Consider the following 17,450-nt stretch of genomic DNA (forward strand, 5'->3'; position numbering starts at 1 on the left):
AATCCATGGATTATTACAGACCGGTTTAACTCCTTTATAAAGTATGAAACGCGTTTCCTGTCAAAGATATTCCAAAAAAATAATCCGTTATGCGATTATACACATAACGGATTAAGATTAAACTGTAGAGCGTTCCACAAGTTCGTATGGAATTTCCAGCTTTTCTTGTTCAGAACTCTCGTCATTCACTTTTCTATGCAACATTTCAAAAGCAGTTTTCCCTATCTCCTTTAAATTTTGATCAATAGTTGTCAATTGTAACACTTGCGAGATAGGTTGATTATCAAAGCCAATAATCGCTAAATCCTCAGGAACTTGAATCCCTAATTTTTCAACTTCTGTCATAACCCCAATCGCAACTTCATCACCTGCTACTATTAATGCTTCAGGAAGATCCTGCATCTCTTTTAACTTATGAGCCACTTTTACACCATCTTCTAGTGTAAAACATTCTGTAAAAATCCATTCTTCATTAACCTCTTCGTCTATAGATTGCAATTGCTGTTTATAAACATCAAAACGCTTTTGACTACTCGGCCCTAATTTTCTTCCCGTACAATAACCAATTTTTTTATAACCTTTCTCAATCAAATAATCCATTCCTAATTGAAAGGCCGCTGAATGATTCGTATATACACTTGAGATGTTTGAAATATCATTGTCTTCACAAGCAATTATTGCGCCGTAAGAAGCATACGGTTCTATCGTTTCCCAATCATTTGCACGTGAACAAATAATAAGACCATCCAATTGTTTTGTTTTTAACATATGTAAACTTTTCATTTCTTCTTTTTTATTATAATTCGTTTGGCAAAGTAGCACCCTGTAATTATGCGCTAACGCAGTCTCCATCATTCCGCTCACCATCGCATCAAAACACGGATGATTAATATACGGTAAAATCACACCAACAATATTCGTTTTTCCTTTTGATAAATGAACAGCATTTGCGTTTTGCGAGTAATTCAATTTCTCAACTATCTCTATAACCGCTTTTCTTTTTTCTTCACTTACATATGGGTGATCATTCAACACTCTCGAAACAGTCGTAACTGAAACTCCCGCCATCTTTGCAATATCTTTAATATTAGCCATACACTCACCTCTACCTTTAACTTAATGAATCTCATGAACATATGTCAAATCTTCTTATCATTACACCTTCATTCGTTTCTCTTACAAAAGTGTAATTTTTCTGTAAGCTAATTCGATAGTGACTTTCCGCAACATTTCATACAATTGAGTCAGAAACAGGGTAACAACTATTCGAAAAGGAGCGGATTAATATGATGAACAAAATGAAAACAAACAATTTCTTAAATACAATGGGCATGGTATTTTCCGCTCTTATCGACGCAAAAGCTGTTGCTTCTACATTAAACAAGTAAGGAGAATGTATTATGAATAACATCACTTTTAACAAATTAGATTTTTTAGGACTAGCTAGTGGCTCGCTTCTTCTTACTGCTTTTATTTATGCCGCTACGCTTGTATAACTTTGTGTCCCCTTTCCCCTTTATTATAAATAGTAATAGAAAAGACGACCGTCTATGCCCGGTCGTCTTTTCTTATTTTTGATTTGATTGCAAAGCTTCTTTTAACTCCTCAAACTTCTCATTTAATTGATCTGTCATCATTTTCATAGCGGTTTTTCGATCTATTTGTTCTCCAGCCTCAATTTGAATTGGATCTCCAAAAATCAATTGTGCCTTTTTCCCCTTTATTAATTCTTTTACACTTGATGGACCAACATAAGCTGCTGGTACTAACGGAACATTAGAACGCATCGCAATTGTCACAGCACCCGCTTTTAATGAAACATCTTCCGCTGATCTCGTTCCACTCGGAAAAATCCCTACTACCTTTCCTTCTTTTAATAAACGTGATGGAATTTTAAGTGTACTTGGTCCTGGGTTCGCACGATCTACAGGGAATGCATTTACATTTTTAAAGAACCAATTTTTGAATTTCCCTTCAAATAATTCTTTTTTGGCCATGTAATGAATTTGAGTTGGATACATCCCTGTAGCTAACATTAATACATCCATAAAACTTGTATGTGTACATGCAACAACATACGGTCCACCTTCTGGTAGCTTTTCTCTTCCTTGTACTTCTACTTTTCCAGCTGTTTTAAATATATATTTCAACAAAAATGTAATTGGTTTATACATTTGTTTCGTTCCTTTCTAAACATCCGAAGTATAATCATATTCTTATAACGATTATAACACTAAGTTTTAGGAGTTGGTAATAAAATTAAGTATGAATTGTTAAATTTCAATTCTTACAAAAGTGTAATTTTCTTGTAAGCTAATTCGATAGTTACTTCTTACTATATTTCATACAATTAAGTCAGAAACAGGGCAACAATTATTCGAAAAGAAGTGGATTAATATGATGAACAAAATGAAAACGAACAATCTCTTAAATACAATGGGCATGGTATTATCAGCTCTTTTCGATGCAAAAGCTGTTTCTTCTACATTAAACAAGTAAGGAGAATGTATTATGAATAACAGTACTTTTAACAAATTAGATTTTTTAGGATTAGCTAGCGGCTCTCTTCTTCTTACTGCTTTCATTTACGCTGCTACGCTTGTATAACTTTGTGTCCCCTTTCCCCTTTATATAGAAAAAGACGACCGTCTATGCCCGGTCGTCTTTTTAATTTTTTCTTTCTTTCAACTCTTTTAAAAGCTGTATCAGCTCAGCTTGTTGTTTTATCTTTTTACGACCATTTCGATTAATTGCTGCAAGCTCACAGGCAACTCCGACGGCGAAGAAAAACAATAAACTTTCTAACATGTGAAATCCTCCATTTGCCTATTAAACAGCTTGACGTAATTGCTCTTCTTGTAAAACTCTCTTATTTATATTTTCTTCTTTTCTCTGACAAACGTTATTGCGAATAAGCGCTGCAATAACAAGTACAGTCCCTATAATATCAAACATTGTGATTTGATACCCTTGCATCATCATAATAGCTAAAGTCGTAATTGGTACAAAATTAATAAATAAAATCCCATTAATGGATGATAAAATTTTCACACCGTAGTTCCAAGCAAGTAGCGCTAGAATACCTGGCAATGTCATCATAAATAACAAATCATATTTTACAATAGAAATCGTTCCCATACTCGGAACTGAAATATATCCAAGCGACGTTATAATTACCGTTATAATTCCTGTAACAGTCGTACCGAATACACACGTCAACGTAGAATAACGTAATGTTGACCAATCACTACACGTTTGACCACCCATCGTATAAATAACCCAGCCTACAACACCAATAAATATAAATGCTAATGGGAACATATTATCTTTCAATGTTACAAAGAAACTCATGTCACCTTTTGTAATAACAAACACAGCTCCTACAAAAGCAATAACCATACTCGTTATCATATACTTCTTCGGTTTTATATGCTTATATCCCCATAAAATACAAATAGAAATCATCGGCATAAGTGATTCCATAATGGAAGCTACCATTACACCCGACTTACCCATTAACATTTGCCCTAAAAATATGAGGACATTATATACTGTAAATGCCATCGTTCCAAAAAAGACGAGTAACTTTCCTCTTCCCTCTAAACGAAATGCCTGTTTTCCTTCTTTCATTAACAACAATACAATCAGCATTATCGCCACTGCTCCATAACGAATAAGCGAAAAATAAAATGGATCTATGTATTCTAGCGCATGATCAGCAACCGGAAACATCGCTCCCCATGACATACTCGCAATTAAACACGCTAAAGCCCCTATTATCATTTGACCTCTTCTCACCGCAATCCCCCGTTTCTTTCTATTTGCACAAAGAGAATTGTAAAAGAAAAAATATATCACGTAAAATGATTCAAAATGATGTTAACTATCATTTATAATGATAGTTAACATCAAGGGGGATTACAAAATGGAATTAAGAGACTTACAAATCTTTAAAAGCGTTGCCGACCAGGGTAGTGTAAGTAACGCAGCAAAGGAATTAAATTATGTACAATCAAATGTAACTGCACGTATTAAACAACTAGAAAACGAATTAAAAACCCCGCTCTTTTACCGCCATAAACGAGGGATGACTTTAACAGCTGAAGGAAGAAAAATGCTCGTTTATGTTAATAAAATTTTGCAAGATGTCGACGAACTAAAACAAGTATTTTTAGATAGTGAAACACCCTCCGGTATATTAAAAATCGGTACAGTAGAAACAGTAAGTACATTACCTACCATTTTATCTTCTTACTATAAAAGCTATCCGAATGTCGATTTATCATTACAAGCGGGTCTAACAGAAGAATTAATTAGAGAAGTACTTGATCATCAATTAGATGGCGCCTTTATATCAGGTCCTATTAAACATCCACTCATCGAACAATACGATGTTAGTACAGAGAAATTAATGCTTGTAACACAAAATAAAGCTTTTCATATAGAAGAATTTACAACAACGCCTCTACTCGTTTTTAACCAAGGATGTGGATACCGTTCCAAATTAGAACGATGGCTGAAAGACGAAGGTTTGCTACCAAAAAGAATTATGGAATTCAATATATTAGAGACAATATTAAACAGCGTTGCACTTGGCCTCGGAATTACACTCGTACCACAGTCTGCTGTCCATCATCTTTCTAAAGCAGGTAAGGTACATTGTCATGCAATCCCTGAAAAATACGGCAGTATTTCAACGGTTTTCATACGCCGCAAAGATAGCTATATGACGAATTCAATGCGTAGTTTTTTAAAAACAATTGAAGAACATCATCATATTAATATGCTGTGAAAGCTGTTGCAACTACATTAAACAAATAAGGAGAGATTATAATGAACAACATTACTTTCAAAAAATCAGACTTTACCCCGCATTAACGGGCAGTAAGACTCCCACTTCAAAATTCAGCGAAATCAAAGAAGTTAGGTTTAGGTTCAACTGCCCGTAAAAGCCCGATTGGTTCAACTAATAATCAGCGAGGGATACCCCGCCCTCACTGATTAAAGTTTCATTTTATCGGACTTGCAAGTGGAGCTACTCTTCTTACAGCTTTCATTTACACACTTGCTCAAGGTCTTATTTAATACTTTGTTTCCCCAAACCCCTTTATATATAGAAAAAGCTGTTCGTCTTATAGACAAGCAGCTTTTTAGTTTGTTTCATATATAATTTGACCTGTTTTCTTAATATCATATCCGCCAATCGCATTTAATTCATTATAAAATCCTTCCGATTGCAGAATATCTTTCACGACTTCAACCAGCTCTTCATTTTCTTTATTCTTCAAAATTACTAAATCATACTGTTCTTTCATGATTGGAATAAAGTCCACATTTACAATTTGCGAAAACTTTTCTGAACCTACTCCTACATCAGCTTTTCCATTTGCAACTTGCGTGGCAACACCAAGATGATTCGATTCTTCCCATTCATATCCACTAATATCGGATTTATTTAATTTTTGGATTCGTAATTGTTCATCCACTAACACTCTAATACCAGAACCCTTTTCTCGATTTACAAACTTTATAGTGGATCCGGATATGTCAGCCCATGTCTTTATTTTCTTCGGATTTCCTTTTTGGACATAAAACCCTACATTTCTGGACAATAAATTAATCATAATACATGGTTGACCTACTAAAATGCGTTTTACGTAAGGAACATTATATGTACCCGTTTCACCATCAAACAAATGCAAACTAACGATACTTCCTTCTCCTTGATACATTTTCACTAAACTTGTTAAGCTACCTTGATACGCTCTTAAAACATTAGAACTTGGCAAACGATTTTCTATACGTTTAGCTAACATATCTAACGTTAGTTCTTGACCACTAATAATACACGTGTTCAAGATACTACTACCATCGTTTTTCACAGGAGTAACTTGTACCTTTCCTGTTTTCATTTGTTTTATATATTGATCTAAATCCACTGCATCAATGCGCATCTGTCTACCAACTCTATAAGAAGGAAGTTCTCCTTTTTTAATTAAGTCGTATACAGTTAATTTTGATACCTTTAATCGCTTTGCTACTTCTTCCGTTGTGTAGGAATGATGATCCATAGACGATTCCTCACTTTCTCCTTTCATTGTAACAAAGAAAAGAATATTTCTCCTATTTTTTAAAAATAGATATATGTTCAAATTATATTCAATTATAACTAGTTATATTTAGTTATACTTAGTTATAATTAGTTATAATTAGTTATATCAAAACGAAAGGGGATTTTTTTATGAATAAATTTACATTACGTTCTATTGGGGCACTTATACTTTCTTTCCTTCTTATATTTAGTGCTGCTTGTACAAGTGGGGAAAAGAATACAAAGTCAGCTGCTAAAGAAGATAAAACAGTTGAACTGACTATCTCAGCTGCTGCAAGCTTACAAGATGCATTAAAAGAAATTGAAAAACAATATAAAGAAAAAGAGCCAAATATCAAACTTTCTTTTAACTTCGGTGCTTCTGGAGCACTTCAACAACAAATTGAACAAGGTGCACCTGCTGATTTATTCTTCTCTGCAGCAGAAGATAAATTCCAAACCCTTGTAAAGAAAGGATTCATTAATGAAAAAGAAGGGAAAAATCTTCTTGGAAATGAACTAGTTCTAGTCATCCCTAAAGATAGTTCTCTTACAAAATTTCAAGATTTAAAAGATGAGAAAATCAAAAAAATTGCACTTGGTACACCTGAATCTGTACCTGCTGGAAAATATGCAAAGGCTTCTCTAACACACGAAAACCTTTGGAATGATGTTCAAAATAAAGTCGTATTTACAAAAGATGTTCGCCAAGTGTTAACATATGTAGAAACAGGGAATATCGATGCTGGTATCGTATACAAAACAGATGCTCTCATTTCAGATAAAGTAAAGATTGGTGAAACAGCAGCAGCTACTTCTCATGAGCCAATCCACTATCCTTTAGGTGTTATAAAGGAATCTAAACATAAGAAAGAGGCGACTTCATTTTATGAGTATTTGCAGTCAAAAGATGCACAATCTATCTTTAAGAAATATGGATTTACAGTCCTGTCGTAATTACTATGAGCATTGATGCTATTATATCGCCTGTCTTTCTATCTTTAAGAGTAGCTGCGTGTGCCACTATTCTCGTTACAATTTTAGGGACGATTGTCGGGCGAGCACTAGCTCGCTCCTCATGGCGATATAAAGTACTATTAGAAACCATATTTTTATTACCAATGGTACTTCCACCAACTGTTATCGGCTTCTTTCTCATTATCATCTTTGGAAACAACAGCCCGATCGGAAGGTGGGTTGAATCATTATTTCAGCAGTCTATTATGTTCACATCTACCGCTGCGATCATCGCTTCTACAGTTGTTGCATTTCCGCTTATGTACCAATCAGCGAAAACGGGATTTTCTATCGCAAATGTACAAATTGAAGAAAGTGCTCGTGACCTTGGCGCAAGTGAATATCAAGTTTTTCTGCACGTTACACTTCCGCTCGCATTTCCTGCATTACTAAGCGGGATGATTTTGAGCTTTGTCCGCGCGCTCGGTGAGTTTGGTGCTACACTCATGTTTGCCGGGAACATTCCTGGTAAAACACAGACAATCCCAACTGCAATTTACATGGCCATTGACGCAAGTAATATGCAACTCGCCTGGACACTTGTGGTTATCACTATTAGTATGTCACTCCTATTTCTGCTATGTATTCAGCTTATTAACAAAAGAATTACTAACCTTTAAAGCAGCTTTTTTGGAAGCTGCTTATTTATTTCTTAGGAAATAAATAAGTCGTTGGGAAATAACTGAATTTTAACTCTTATTGAAATATACATTTTATTTGAATTCACTTTCTAAAATAGGCAATTTCCTGTTATTATATGGAGGTGTTTCAAAAAATGAAGAAATGAAAACGCATTTATATCGTGAATTCTTCATCCTGTTTTAGCGATCGGTAATCTTCTACTCTATTAGTGGGGCATTACCGATCGTTAGAACGATATGTAATTATATTGGTATAGGAAACCGAAGGGAGTCTTGTAATGGACATTTTATTAGCGCTTCTTCCTGCAATTGCATGGGGAAACATCTTATTAGTAAGCGTAAAAATGGGCGGTGGTGCATATAGCCAAACGGTAGGTATGACAATCGGTGCTCTATTCTTCGCAACAATTATGTATGTATTTACTCAACCAGCTTTAACAATGACAGTCTTAATTGTTGGTTTTATTTCAGGTTTATTCTGGGCTTTAGGACAAGTAAACCAATTAAAAACAGTTGAAAAACTAGGTGTTTCAACTACCGTAACAATTTCTACTGGTATGCAACTTGTTGCAACTTCTATCTTTGGGGTTATCGCTTTCCGTGAATGGACTACTACGACAACAATTGTTCTGGGAACGATTGCAATCCTATTAATCGTAGTTGGTGTTGTATTCACATCACTAGATGATAAAGAAAATGCTCAGCCACCAGGACAATTGAAAAAAGGACTTCTTACTTTAATTGTTTCTACTTTCGGCTATCTTGTATATGTAATTATTATTCGTTGGTATAATATCGATGGTTGGTCTGCTATTTTACCACAAGCAGTTGGTATGTTTGTTGGTGCGGTTGTACTGACGTCTAAACATAAACCATTTAACAAATATGCAATTCGTAATGCTTTATCCGGTTTACTATGGGGAACGGGAAACTTATTCTTACTTCTTTCATTACCACGTGTCGGAGTAGCAACAAGCTTCCCATTATCTCAAACTGGAATCGTTATCTCAACATTCGGTGCAATTGTCTTCTTAGGTGAAAAGAAAACAAAACGTCAATTGATCTTTATTGCACTAGGCAGTGTTTTAATTATCGGCGGTGCTGTATTACTTGGTATGACAAAAGCATAATCTTATATTCTATCAGTAAACCCCTGAAGCATATATGCTTCAGGGGTTTTTCAATTCTAATTATTTTCTAGATATAATTATTTGTATGTTCTTGCCCCTTATAATTGCTCTTCCACTCTAGCAAACCAGCTACACATATAAAGAGATTAATAACAGCTAATATTAGTATGACGTAGAAACCAGTATAAGTAATAGCCCTTTCCTTTACCATGAATTTCCGCCTTCCCATTATCCATTCCATCTACGGTAAGTCTTTTCTTTTTACAAAATTCTCTTAAAGATGATATCGTTTTTATAACATATCTCTACTAGAAAGGAATAAAGGATATGCTAACTAAACATCGAATTTTATTTATTGGTGCCGGTCGTATGGCCGAAGCTATATTTTCCGGATTACTTAAAACAAGCAAAGAGTACATCGAAGAAATTATCGTCTCTAACCGAAGCAACGCAGAAAAACTAAAACAGTTACAACATCGATATAATGTGTCTACTGCAACAGATTGGAAGCAGCATGTTACATCTGTCGATACGGTTGTTTTAGCAATGCCACCTTCTGCTCATGAAGAGTTATTAGCTGAGCTATCTCCGTTAATATCAAATCAACTTGTCGTAACAGTAGCAGCTGGCATTGGACCATCTTATTTAGAAGCTAGACTCCCAAAAGGCACGCCTGTTGCTTGGATTATGCCTAATACAGCTGCTGAAATTGGAAAGTCTATCTCCTTATATACAATGGGACAATCAATAAAAGAGATGCATCAAGAAACCCTGCAACTGCTTTTAAGAGGTATTGGTACTTCGCAACTTTGTACTGAGGAAGAAGTTCATCAGCTTACTGCAGTTACTGGAAGTGCACCAGCCTTCCTTTATTACTTTGCTGAAAGCTTAATTGAAGCAACAAAAAGTTATGGAGTCGATGAAGAAACCGCAAAACATCTTGTCATTCAAATGATTTCTGGCTCTGCTTCTATGCTCGAACAAACGCAAGATCCAGCTAACCTCCGCGAACAAGTAACAACGCCAGGTGGTTCCACAGCTGAGGGTCTCAAAACTTTATATGAATATAATTTTTCAGAGGCAATTCAAAAAGCAGTAGAAGCAACAAACAAAAAAGCTAGGGGGAAATAATATGACTTTAACAAGTTTAAAGGACTATACAACATTACATAACGGTGTAAAAATGCCTTGGTTTGGTTTAGGTGTTTTTAAAGTAGAAGATGGTTCAGAAGTAATTGATTCTGTAAAAGCAGCAATTAAAAATGGCTACCGCAGCATCGATACTGCAGCAATCTATCAAAATGAAGAAGGCGTTGGACAAGCGATTCGTGAATCCGGTGTTTCACGTGAAGAATTATTTATTACCTCAAAAGTATGGAATAGCGATCAAGGATATGAAACAACACTTCAAGCATTTGAAACTACATTAGAGAAATTAGGTCTAGAATATTTAGATTTATATTTAGTACATTGGCCTGTAAAAGGGAAATATACCGAATCATGGAAAGCATTAGAAAAGCTTTATAAAGATGGCCGTGTTCGCGCTATCGGTGTGAGTAATTTCCACATTCACCACTTACAAGACGTATTTGAAATTGCTGAAATTAAGCCAATGGTCAACCAAGTGGAATACCACCCACGTTTAGCACAAGAAGAGTTACACGCTTTCTGTAAAGAACATAATATCCAGCTTGAAGCTTGGTCACCATTAATGCAAGGACAACTACTAGATAATCCAACGTTACAAGAAATTGCGACAAAATATAATAAATCAACTGCGCAAATTATTTTACGCTGGGATTTACAAAACGAAGTTGTAACAATCCCTAAATCAATTAAAGAACATCGCATTATTGAAAATGCAAACATCTTCGACTTTGAATTAAGTGCTGATGATATGAAAGCAATTCAAGCTTTAAATGAAGATCGTCGCGTTGGTCCAGATCCAGATAACTTTAACTTCTAAGCGAAAAACCACTGCCATATGCAGTGGTTTTTTCATTTGAGATAACTGAAAATTTAAACTATATTCCATTTGGTTGACACTTCATTGTTCAAGGTGTAAGATTTTGAATTATCAAAGAAACACAAAAATTAATAAAATTTATTCGTTTACTCATTGTATCAAGAGAGGTGGAGGGACTGGCCCTTTGAAACCTCGGCAGCAGGTTCATTTTGAATACTGTGCCACTTCCTGCAAGCTTTATGCTTGAAAGATAGAATGAGGGACTTCGTTTATATACGGGTGCATAACTTGTACGTAAAAATCCCTCTTTCTCAATATGAAAAGAGGGATTTTTTATTTTTCATTTCCCTCATCATCATCCAAACTTAATTATTTAGGAGGAAAATCAAATGAAAAAGAAGTTTGTACCCGGTATTGCATCAGTTGTAGGAGTAAGTATTTTATTAACTGGTTGCGGTAGTTATAAAAACGAAGCAAGCGGAGCAAATGCAAAAGACGAGGCACCTAGCAAACAGGTTTTAAATTTATCTTCACCTACTGAAATACGAACAATGGATACGGCCCGTGCTACAGATACTGATTCTGGTCAAGTAATGAGAAACGTATTTGAAGGTTTGTATAATCTTGGTGAAGGTAACAAACCTTTCCCTGGCGTTGCAAAATCTCATGAAGTAAGTGGCGATAAAACAAAATACACATTCCACCTGCGAGATTCAAAATGGTCAAACGGCACTCCTGTTACAGCGAAAGATTTTGTGTTCGCTTGGCAGAGAGCCGTAGATCCAGCAACAGCCTCTGAATATGCATTTCTATTCTTTGATATTAAAAATGCAACAAAAATTAACAACAAAGAACTTCCAGCCGACCAACTTGGTGTAAAAGCAGTTGATGACCATACGTTTGAGGTAGAATTGGAGCGTCCTGTTCCGTATTTTATTAGCTTAACAGCGTTCCCAACATTTCTACCAATTAACGAGGAATTCTTTAAAGCACAAGGTGATAAGTACGCTTTAGAAGATCATACAATCTTGTACAATGGAGCTTTTACACTAAGCGATTGGAAGCACGAACAAAGCTTTAAATTCAAGAAAAACCCTACCTATTGGGATAAAGATACTGTCAAACTAGAAGAAATCAATTTTAACGTCGTAAAAGAAAAATCAACAGAAGTAAATTTATTCGAGTCAAAACAATTAGATCGTATAAAACTAACATCTGACTTTGTCGATAAATATAAAAAGGATGCTAACTTTAAAGAACGTCCAAACGTAGGCGTACAATTTTTACGTATGAATCAACAAAACAAAGTACTTCAAAATGTTTCTGCACGCCAAGCAATTAATCAAACAATTGATAGAAAATCCTTTGTAAATACGTTATTAAATGATGGCTCTACATCAACACTTGGTCTCGTTCCAAAAAACTTTGCAAAAGGACCTGAAGGAAAAGACTTCCGTACTGCAAACGGCGATTTAACAAAAGTTGATACAAAATCTGCACAAGAGTTATGGAAAAAAGCTAAACAAGAGCTTGGTTCTGAAAAGATAACATTAGAATTATTAACGAGTGATGCTGACCTTGATAAGAAAACTGGTGAATTCTTAAAAGGGCAACTAGAAAAGAATTTAGATGGATTAACAGTAAATATAAAACCGCAACCGCGTAAGCAACAAGTTTCGCTTTTATTAAAAGGTGACTACGAAATCGGAATTGACGGCTGGAGCCCTGACTTTGCGGATCCAATTACATTCCTTGAGCTATTTACAACGAATAACCCTTATAACTTAGATCATTACTCTAATAAGGAATTCGATGAAACAATAGCAAAAGTGAAAACAACTTTAGCTGGTGATGAAAAAGCTCGCTGGGAAGCATTACTAGCATCCGAGAAAATATTATTTAAAGACTCTGTTATCGCTCCTCTTTACCAAAAAGGCGAATCTTATTTAGAACGTTCTTATGTGAAAGGAATTGTGCAAGTAGACTTTGCGGGTCAATTAAATTTCAAGTGGGCAAAAATTGAAAAATAAAGTAAAACCGTAATAAGTGAGGGTTCTTCATCCCCACTTATTATTAGCCCACACCAATTGTTTTTTTAGCAAAATATATTAAAAGCAGGTTCTCTCACACAAGAGAATCTACTTTTTTAATATATTATTCTAAGAAATTAACATTCTATTTTTATTATTGACATATAGTTCTTTCCAGTGTTAATATTCTAAATAATCAAATAAACAAAATATTTCACCATCAAAATATAATGTCTACTACGTTGAAACATATAACGATAGATTATAGCTCAACATGTATATACATATAGAACACCTGATTACCTATAAACAAATATTTATAATAGGTTTCATCTCCTTCTATAGCTACTTCAAGACATGGACATTATGACGTTACGAACAACACATTTAGGGAGGAACGAACAATGAAGAAAAAAGTTGTACCTGTTGTTGCATCTGTTTTAGGGGCAAGTCTATTACTAACTGCTTGCGGGGGAAATAAAGATAATGCAGGCGGAGCGAAAGCAAACGATAAAGTACCTGATAAACAAGCAATTAACTTATCATTCGCTTCAGAAATTCCAACAATGGATGTTGCAAAAGCAACGGATGGGGAATCCATGAATGTAATGCGCAATGTTTTTGAAGGTTTATATGCAATGGGAGAAGATAATAAACCGATTCCTGGTGTTGCTGAGTCGGTTGACATTAGTCCCGATAAAACAAAATATACATTCCATCTGCGTGATTCAAAATGGTCAAACGGTACTCCTGTTACAGCAAAGGACTTCGTCTTTGCTTGGCAACGTGCCGTAAATCCTGATACAGCAGCTGAATACGCATTCTTATTCTTCGATGTACAGAATGCGAAACAAATAAACCAAAAACAATTACCAATTGATCAACTAGGGGTCAAAGCTGTTGATGACAAAACGTTAGAAGTACAACTAGACCGTCCTGTTCCTTACTTCTTAAGCTTAACGACATTCTCAACATTCTTGCCAATTAATGAAGAGTACTTAAAGTCTCAGGGCGATAAATACGGTTTAGAAACAAATTATTTAATTTACAACGGTGCTTTCACATTAGATAACTGGAAACACGAACAAAGTTTCCAATTGAAGAAAAACCCTAACTATTGGGATGCTAAAACGGTAAAATTAGAAGAAATCAACTTCAATGTCGTTAAAGATAAGTCTACAGAAGTGAATTTATATGATTCAGGACAAATTGATCGCGTTGCTTTAACTGCAGAGTTTGTTGATAAATATAAGAGCGATCCAAACTTCAAGGAACGCGCTGAAGTCGGCATTCAATTCTTACGACTAAATCAGAAAAATGAAACATTAAAAAATCAACATGCACGCCTTGCTATTAACGGCGCAATGAATAAAAAGGCTTATGTAGAAACAATTTTAAATAACGGTGCTATTCCCGCTGAAGGAATGGTTCCTGCGAAATTTGCAAAAAGTCCAGAAGGCAATGACTTCCGTAAAGAAAATGGAAATCTAGTCAAGGATGATGTGAAAACAGCGAAAGAAAACTGGAAAAAAGCAAAACAAGAACTTGGTACTGACAAAGTAACAATCGAACTATTAACAAGTGACAATGCTTTAGCTAAAAAGACTGGTGAATATTTAAAAGGTGAGTTAGAAAAGAACTTAGATGGGTTAACAGTGAATTTAAAACCGCAACCACGTAAACAACAGTTGAAACTACTATTAAGTGGTGACTATGAAATTGGTATTGATGGCTGGGGCCCTGACTTCGCTGATCCAATTACATTCTTAGATTTATTTACAACAGATAGTGCTTATAACTTCGATAAATACTCTAACAAAGAGTACGATGAGCTCATTCATAAAGTGAAAACAGATTTAGCTGGCGATGAAAAAGCACGCTTTGAAGCAATGAAGCAAGCTGAAAAAATTCTATTACAAGACGGCGCTGTCGCTCCTTTATACCAACAAGGTCGTTCTTACTTACAACGCTCTTTCATTAAAGGACTTGTAACGACTGACTTCGGCGGTGAATTTAACTATAAGTGGACAGAAGTTGCAAAATAACAAAAGTAAAAGGTATCCTACGAAGGATACCTTTTACTTTTATACAACTTTAACTACAGAGCTTCCTCTTCCCTTTACCATTCCTTTTATAGCTAAAGTCGTCACTGCTACTAATTGTGTAACCAATACAATAACTAATAATGAAATAATATTTCTCTCTAAACTAACTCCTCCGAATATTATTGTATAATAGCCATTTGCTGCATATGTTGCTTGAAATAATTCACCGATCGTTTGATACGTTTTAGAAAGCATTTCAGTACCTCCTCACAACTTCAATTTACCATATACATACAAATCATTTTTGATTTAAATTGCGGATGAGCCCTTGTGACTGCAGGATAATAATTTATTTTCAACACATACATAATTACATGTTTTTGGGAAAAACTTGTATAGAACGAATTTACATAAGGAGGAATTTATAATGAGAATTCTACTATCAGTTTTATTAGCTCTTATGCTAGTACCTGCATTAACAGGATGTAAAGCCCCTGCAAAAGAAGACACAACTTCTAATAAAAAGACGACTGAAGAAGCAAAAAATGAGGCTCCTGCAGATTTAAAACTAAACTTTAATGAATTTAGTTTAGATGCAGACTATCAAGATACGAAGAAAGACTACGAAGCTGATTATAAGAATGTAGCCGCTGATAAGAAAATGGAAGCAAAGCTTGAAGACCATAAAACAAATGCAAAGTTTACAGGTGACGAGGCTATTACAAAATTAAGCCCACTTCTACAAGAATTAAAATTTGATAAAGATACTCCTGACCAAGAAGTAATCGATCAAGTAGTGAACGTGTTTAAACTTGATAAAGACTACCAAAAATTCGATTTAGAAGTTGTCTTCTCTGATGGAACGAAAAAAGAATATAAAAGAGAAATAAAATAAAGAAGTAGGCGATTGCCTACTTCTTTATTTTTGCATATCTTAAATCTGGTTTAGATCCAACATAATATTGAAGTCCAGATACCGTTTGTTTTTGTAAATAGGAATCCGACGGGAATATAATTGGAATTAATGGTGAATCTGTAAACATAATATCTTCCGCTTTATGCAATAAGTCAAAACGCTTATCTTCATTTTGTTCAACTTCTGCTTCCTTCACTAAAGCATCAAATTCTTTATTATGCCATTTTGCATAATTGTTTGGACCATCACCTGCATATAAATCTAATTTAGTAATTGGATCTAATAAAGAACCGCCCCATCCCATATAAGCCAATTGGAAATCACTTTGCTTATATGTGTCGATGTAACTCTTCCACTCTTTATTTTCTAATTTAATATCTACGCCAAGATTTTTCTTAAACATTTCTTGCATTGCTTCTGCTACTTTTTTATGTTGTGTATCTGTAGTGAATTTTAATGTTACTTCAGGTAATGTAGACCAGCCTTGTTCTTTCATGCCTTCTTCTAATAATTTTTTCGCTTCTGCTGGATCAAATTTAACGTAACCACCTTTTTCTTTACGGAAATCACGCCCACTTTGTGTTTTTGCTCCTTCTGGAACGAATGCATTTGCTTCTTGTGCATTGTTTTTATACAGTTTTTCAACAATAAACTTACGATCAACTGCTAATGAGAATGCTTTACGTACTTTCGCATTTGTGAATGGCTCTTTTTCTACGTTAAACGAATAAATATAAGATGAAAATCCTGCAACACGTTTATATTCTTTATTTCCTTTTTCTTTTTCAATCATTTCTTGCGGTAAACCGCTTAGTAAATCTAATTCTTTTGATTTATATAATTGGTACGCTGTTTTAGAATCTGGAATAATACGAAACTCAATTTCTTTTAATGTTACCTTTTTATCATAGTATTCTTTATTTTTTTGTACTGTAATAGCCTGATTATGCTTCCATTCTTTTAATGTGAATGGCCCGTTCGTAATTAACTCTTTTGGATCTGTTTTTAATTTATTATTATCATCAATCGACTTTTTAGCTAATGGAATAAATAATGAGCTTGCTAATTTCTGTTTAATAGAAGCAACTGGATGTTCAAGAGTTACCTTTAATGTTTGAGGATCAACGACTTGAATACCAACTTGTCCTTCTTCACCTTTTCCAGTATTGTATGCCTCTGCCCCTTTAATAAAATACATTTCTGTTGCATTCATAGAACCCGTTTTCGGATTCAATAATCGCTTCCATGCAAATTCAAAATCATTTGCTGTAATAGCAGAACCATCTGACCATTTAATATCTTTCTTTAAATGAATTGTATACTCAGTTCCATCAGCATTTACTTCTTCTTTCTCTGCTAATTCATTTTGATATTTCCCATCACTATCTTGCGTATATAAGCTTGAGAATAAATGTCCAATTACATAACCTGACGTGCTATCTGTCGCAATAGCGGAATCAAGTGTATATGGATCGCTACCAATATTCGTTACTAATCGATCTCCTTCTCCCTTACCAGCACTCGCCTTTTGCGTCTCTTTCTTACCGCAAGCGACAGAAGTAATTGCTAAAACAGTCATAATGACAAACAGTAAAAACTTCTTCATCCTACATT

At 34.8% G+C, this 17,450-nt stretch carries 18 protein-coding genes, 1 pseudogene and 1 riboswitch; of the genes and pseudogenes, 12 read left to right on the plus strand and 7 right to left on the minus strand.

All coding sequences use genetic code 11. The features are described 5' to 3' along the window. Positions 1-117: 117 nt before the first annotated feature. Positions 118-1,095, minus strand: a complete 978-nt coding sequence (locus tag N2V92_RS06350; protein WP_001273903.1) for a LacI family DNA-binding transcriptional regulator — start codon at positions 1,093-1,095, stop codon at positions 118-120. 305 nt (positions 1,096-1,400) lie between these two features. On the opposite strand from N2V92_RS06350, the gene N2V92_RS06355 reads away from it, so the two are divergent. Beyond that, a complete protein-coding gene (locus N2V92_RS06355; protein ID WP_001060007.1) occupies positions 1,401-1,496 on the plus strand; it encodes a DUF3948 family protein in 96 nt (31 codons plus the stop codon). Positions 1,497-1,568: 72 nt separating this feature from the next. On the opposite strand, the gene N2V92_RS06360 is transcribed toward N2V92_RS06355, so the two are convergent. Further along, positions 1,569-2,174 carry a lysophospholipid acyltransferase family protein gene (locus N2V92_RS06360; protein WP_000277778.1) on the minus strand — a complete coding sequence of 202 codons (606 nt, stop codon included), beginning with the start codon at positions 2,172-2,174 and terminating at the stop codon, positions 1,569-1,571. Positions 2,175-2,511: 337 nt separating this feature from the next. Between N2V92_RS06360 and N2V92_RS06365 the strand changes: the two genes are divergently transcribed. Further along, positions 2,512-2,607, plus strand: coding sequence for a DUF3948 family protein (locus N2V92_RS06365; RefSeq protein WP_001066117.1), 96 nt, complete (start codon positions 2,512-2,514; stop codon positions 2,605-2,607). A gap of 60 nt (positions 2,608-2,667) precedes the next feature. On the opposite strand, the gene N2V92_RS06370 is transcribed toward N2V92_RS06365, so the two are convergent. Both N2V92_RS06370 and N2V92_RS06375 read right to left on the minus strand, forming a co-directional pair. Continuing rightward, positions 2,668-2,808 carry a YrzO family protein gene (locus N2V92_RS06370; protein ID WP_000894065.1) on the minus strand — a complete coding sequence of 47 codons (141 nt, stop codon included), beginning with the start codon at positions 2,806-2,808 and terminating at the stop codon, positions 2,668-2,670. A 21-nt stretch (positions 2,809-2,829) separates the two neighbouring features. Further along, a complete protein-coding gene (locus N2V92_RS06375; protein WP_016078967.1) occupies positions 2,830-3,798 on the minus strand; it encodes a DMT family transporter in 969 nt (322 codons plus the stop codon). Positions 3,799-3,925: 127 nt separating this feature from the next. On the opposite strand from N2V92_RS06375, the gene N2V92_RS06380 reads away from it, so the two are divergent. Together N2V92_RS06380 and N2V92_RS06385 are read left to right on the plus strand one after the other, a co-directional pair. Further along, the gene (locus tag N2V92_RS06380; protein ID WP_000423024.1) at positions 3,926-4,792 is read left to right on the plus strand and encodes a LysR family transcriptional regulator; all 867 of its coding nucleotides are present in this window, start codon (positions 3,926-3,928) and stop codon (positions 4,790-4,792) included. 212 nt (positions 4,793-5,004) lie between these two features. Next, positions 5,005-5,085 (plus strand): annotated as a pseudogene (locus tag N2V92_RS06385) (DUF3948 family protein); the annotation flags it as partial. Positions 5,086-5,150: 65 nt separating this feature from the next. On the opposite strand, the gene N2V92_RS06390 reads toward N2V92_RS06385, so the two are convergent. Then, positions 5,151-6,071: a substrate-binding domain-containing protein gene (locus N2V92_RS06390; RefSeq protein WP_016078966.1), complete on the minus strand. Its 921-nt coding sequence runs from the start codon at positions 6,069-6,071 to the stop codon at positions 5,151-5,153. 170 nt (positions 6,072-6,241) lie between these two features. Here N2V92_RS06390 and modA point away from each other — a divergent pair, with 170 nt between their 5' ends. The 7 genes from modA to N2V92_RS06425 all read left to right on the plus strand — a co-directional run bounded on the left by modA (position 6,242) and on the right by N2V92_RS06425 (position 14,920). Continuing rightward, positions 6,242-7,048: a molybdate ABC transporter substrate-binding protein gene (gene modA, locus N2V92_RS06395; protein WP_001032237.1), complete on the plus strand. Its 807-nt coding sequence runs from the start codon at positions 6,242-6,244 to the stop codon at positions 7,046-7,048. A 5-nt stretch (positions 7,049-7,053) separates the two neighbouring features. Then, the gene (gene modB, locus N2V92_RS06400; RefSeq protein WP_000020519.1) at positions 7,054-7,728 is read left to right on the plus strand and encodes a molybdate ABC transporter permease subunit; all 675 of its coding nucleotides are present in this window, start codon (positions 7,054-7,056) and stop codon (positions 7,726-7,728) included. Between the two features lie 299 nt (positions 7,729-8,027). Then, entirely contained in the window at positions 8,028-8,879 is an 852-nt protein-coding gene (locus N2V92_RS06405) for a GRP family sugar transporter (RefSeq protein WP_000353549.1), read from the plus strand. A 327-nt stretch (positions 8,880-9,206) separates the two neighbouring features. Continuing rightward, complete coding sequence (gene proC / locus N2V92_RS06410) at positions 9,207-10,010, plus strand: pyrroline-5-carboxylate reductase (RefSeq protein ID WP_000956241.1); 804 nt, start codon at positions 9,207-9,209, stop codon at positions 10,008-10,010. A gap of 1 nt (position 10,011) precedes the next feature. After that, positions 10,012-10,845, plus strand: a complete 834-nt coding sequence (locus N2V92_RS06415) for an aldo/keto reductase (protein WP_000176912.1) — start codon at positions 10,012-10,014, stop codon at positions 10,843-10,845. 152 nt (positions 10,846-10,997) lie between these two features. Then, positions 10,998-11,102: riboswitch (SAM riboswitch) on the plus strand. A 132-nt stretch (positions 11,103-11,234) separates the two neighbouring features. Further along, positions 11,235-12,875, plus strand: coding sequence for a peptide ABC transporter substrate-binding protein (locus N2V92_RS06420; RefSeq protein ID WP_000726448.1), 1,641 nt, complete (start codon positions 11,235-11,237; stop codon positions 12,873-12,875). 404 nt (positions 12,876-13,279) lie between these two features. After that, positions 13,280-14,920: a peptide ABC transporter substrate-binding protein gene (locus N2V92_RS06425; RefSeq protein ID WP_016078964.1), complete on the plus strand. Its 1,641-nt coding sequence runs from the start codon at positions 13,280-13,282 to the stop codon at positions 14,918-14,920. Positions 14,921-14,959: 39 nt separating this feature from the next. Here the strand turns inward: N2V92_RS06425 and N2V92_RS06430 are convergent, their stop codons facing one another. Beyond that, positions 14,960-15,175 (minus strand): hypothetical protein, encoded by a 216-nt coding sequence (locus N2V92_RS06430; RefSeq protein WP_000949587.1) that lies wholly within the window; start codon positions 15,173-15,175, stop codon positions 14,960-14,962. A gap of 172 nt (positions 15,176-15,347) precedes the next feature. On the opposite strand from N2V92_RS06430, the gene N2V92_RS06435 reads away from it, so the two are divergent. Beyond that, complete coding sequence (locus N2V92_RS06435; protein ID WP_001221557.1) at positions 15,348-15,815, plus strand: YusW family protein; 468 nt, start codon at positions 15,348-15,350, stop codon at positions 15,813-15,815. Positions 15,816-15,831: 16 nt separating this feature from the next. On the opposite strand, the gene N2V92_RS06440 is transcribed toward N2V92_RS06435, so the two are convergent. Further along, entirely contained in the window at positions 15,832-17,442 is a 1,611-nt protein-coding gene (locus tag N2V92_RS06440; protein ID WP_000714110.1) for a peptide ABC transporter substrate-binding protein, read from the minus strand. Positions 17,443-17,450 lie beyond the last annotated feature (8 nt).

This window comes from Bacillus sp. CH_48 (assembly GCF_038008465.1).
GTDB lineage: Bacteria > Bacillota > Bacilli > Bacillales > Bacillaceae_G > Bacillus_A > Bacillus_A thuringiensis_S.

Coding starts and splice junctions, on each gene's coding strand:
- N2V92_RS06350 (WP_001273903.1), bottom strand. CDS start 1,095: ATGGCTAATATTAAAGATATTGCAAAGATGGCGGGAGTTTCAGTTACG.
- N2V92_RS06355 (WP_001060007.1), top strand. CDS start 1,401: ATGAATAACATCACTTTTAACAAATTAGATTTTTTAGGACTAGCTAGT.
- N2V92_RS06360 (WP_000277778.1), bottom strand. CDS start 2,174: ATGTATAAACCAATTACATTTTTGTTGAAATATATATTTAAAACAGCT.
- N2V92_RS06365 (WP_001066117.1), top strand. CDS start 2,512: ATGAATAACAGTACTTTTAACAAATTAGATTTTTTAGGATTAGCTAGC.
- N2V92_RS06370 (WP_000894065.1), bottom strand. CDS start 2,808: ATGTTAGAAAGTTTATTGTTTTTCTTCGCCGTCGGAGTTGCCTGTGAG.
- N2V92_RS06380 (WP_000423024.1), top strand. CDS start 3,926: ATGGAATTAAGAGACTTACAAATCTTTAAAAGCGTTGCCGACCAGGGT.
- N2V92_RS06390 (WP_016078966.1), bottom strand. CDS start 6,071: ATGGATCATCATTCCTACACAACGGAAGAAGTAGCAAAGCGATTAAAG.
- modA (WP_001032237.1), top strand. CDS start 6,242: ATGAATAAATTTACATTACGTTCTATTGGGGCACTTATACTTTCTTTC.
- modB (WP_000020519.1), top strand. CDS start 7,054: ATGAGCATTGATGCTATTATATCGCCTGTCTTTCTATCTTTAAGAGTA.
- N2V92_RS06405 (WP_000353549.1), top strand. CDS start 8,028: ATGGACATTTTATTAGCGCTTCTTCCTGCAATTGCATGGGGAAACATC.
- proC (WP_000956241.1), top strand. CDS start 9,207: ATGCTAACTAAACATCGAATTTTATTTATTGGTGCCGGTCGTATGGCC.
- N2V92_RS06415 (WP_000176912.1), top strand. CDS start 10,012: ATGACTTTAACAAGTTTAAAGGACTATACAACATTACATAACGGTGTA.
- N2V92_RS06420 (WP_000726448.1), top strand. CDS start 11,235: ATGAAAAAGAAGTTTGTACCCGGTATTGCATCAGTTGTAGGAGTAAGT.
- N2V92_RS06425 (WP_016078964.1), top strand. CDS start 13,280: ATGAAGAAAAAAGTTGTACCTGTTGTTGCATCTGTTTTAGGGGCAAGT.
- N2V92_RS06430 (WP_000949587.1), bottom strand. CDS start 15,175: ATGCTTTCTAAAACGTATCAAACGATCGGTGAATTATTTCAAGCAACA.
- N2V92_RS06435 (WP_001221557.1), top strand. CDS start 15,348: ATGAGAATTCTACTATCAGTTTTATTAGCTCTTATGCTAGTACCTGCA.
- N2V92_RS06440 (WP_000714110.1), bottom strand. CDS start 17,442: ATGAAGAAGTTTTTACTGTTTGTCATTATGACTGTTTTAGCAATTACT.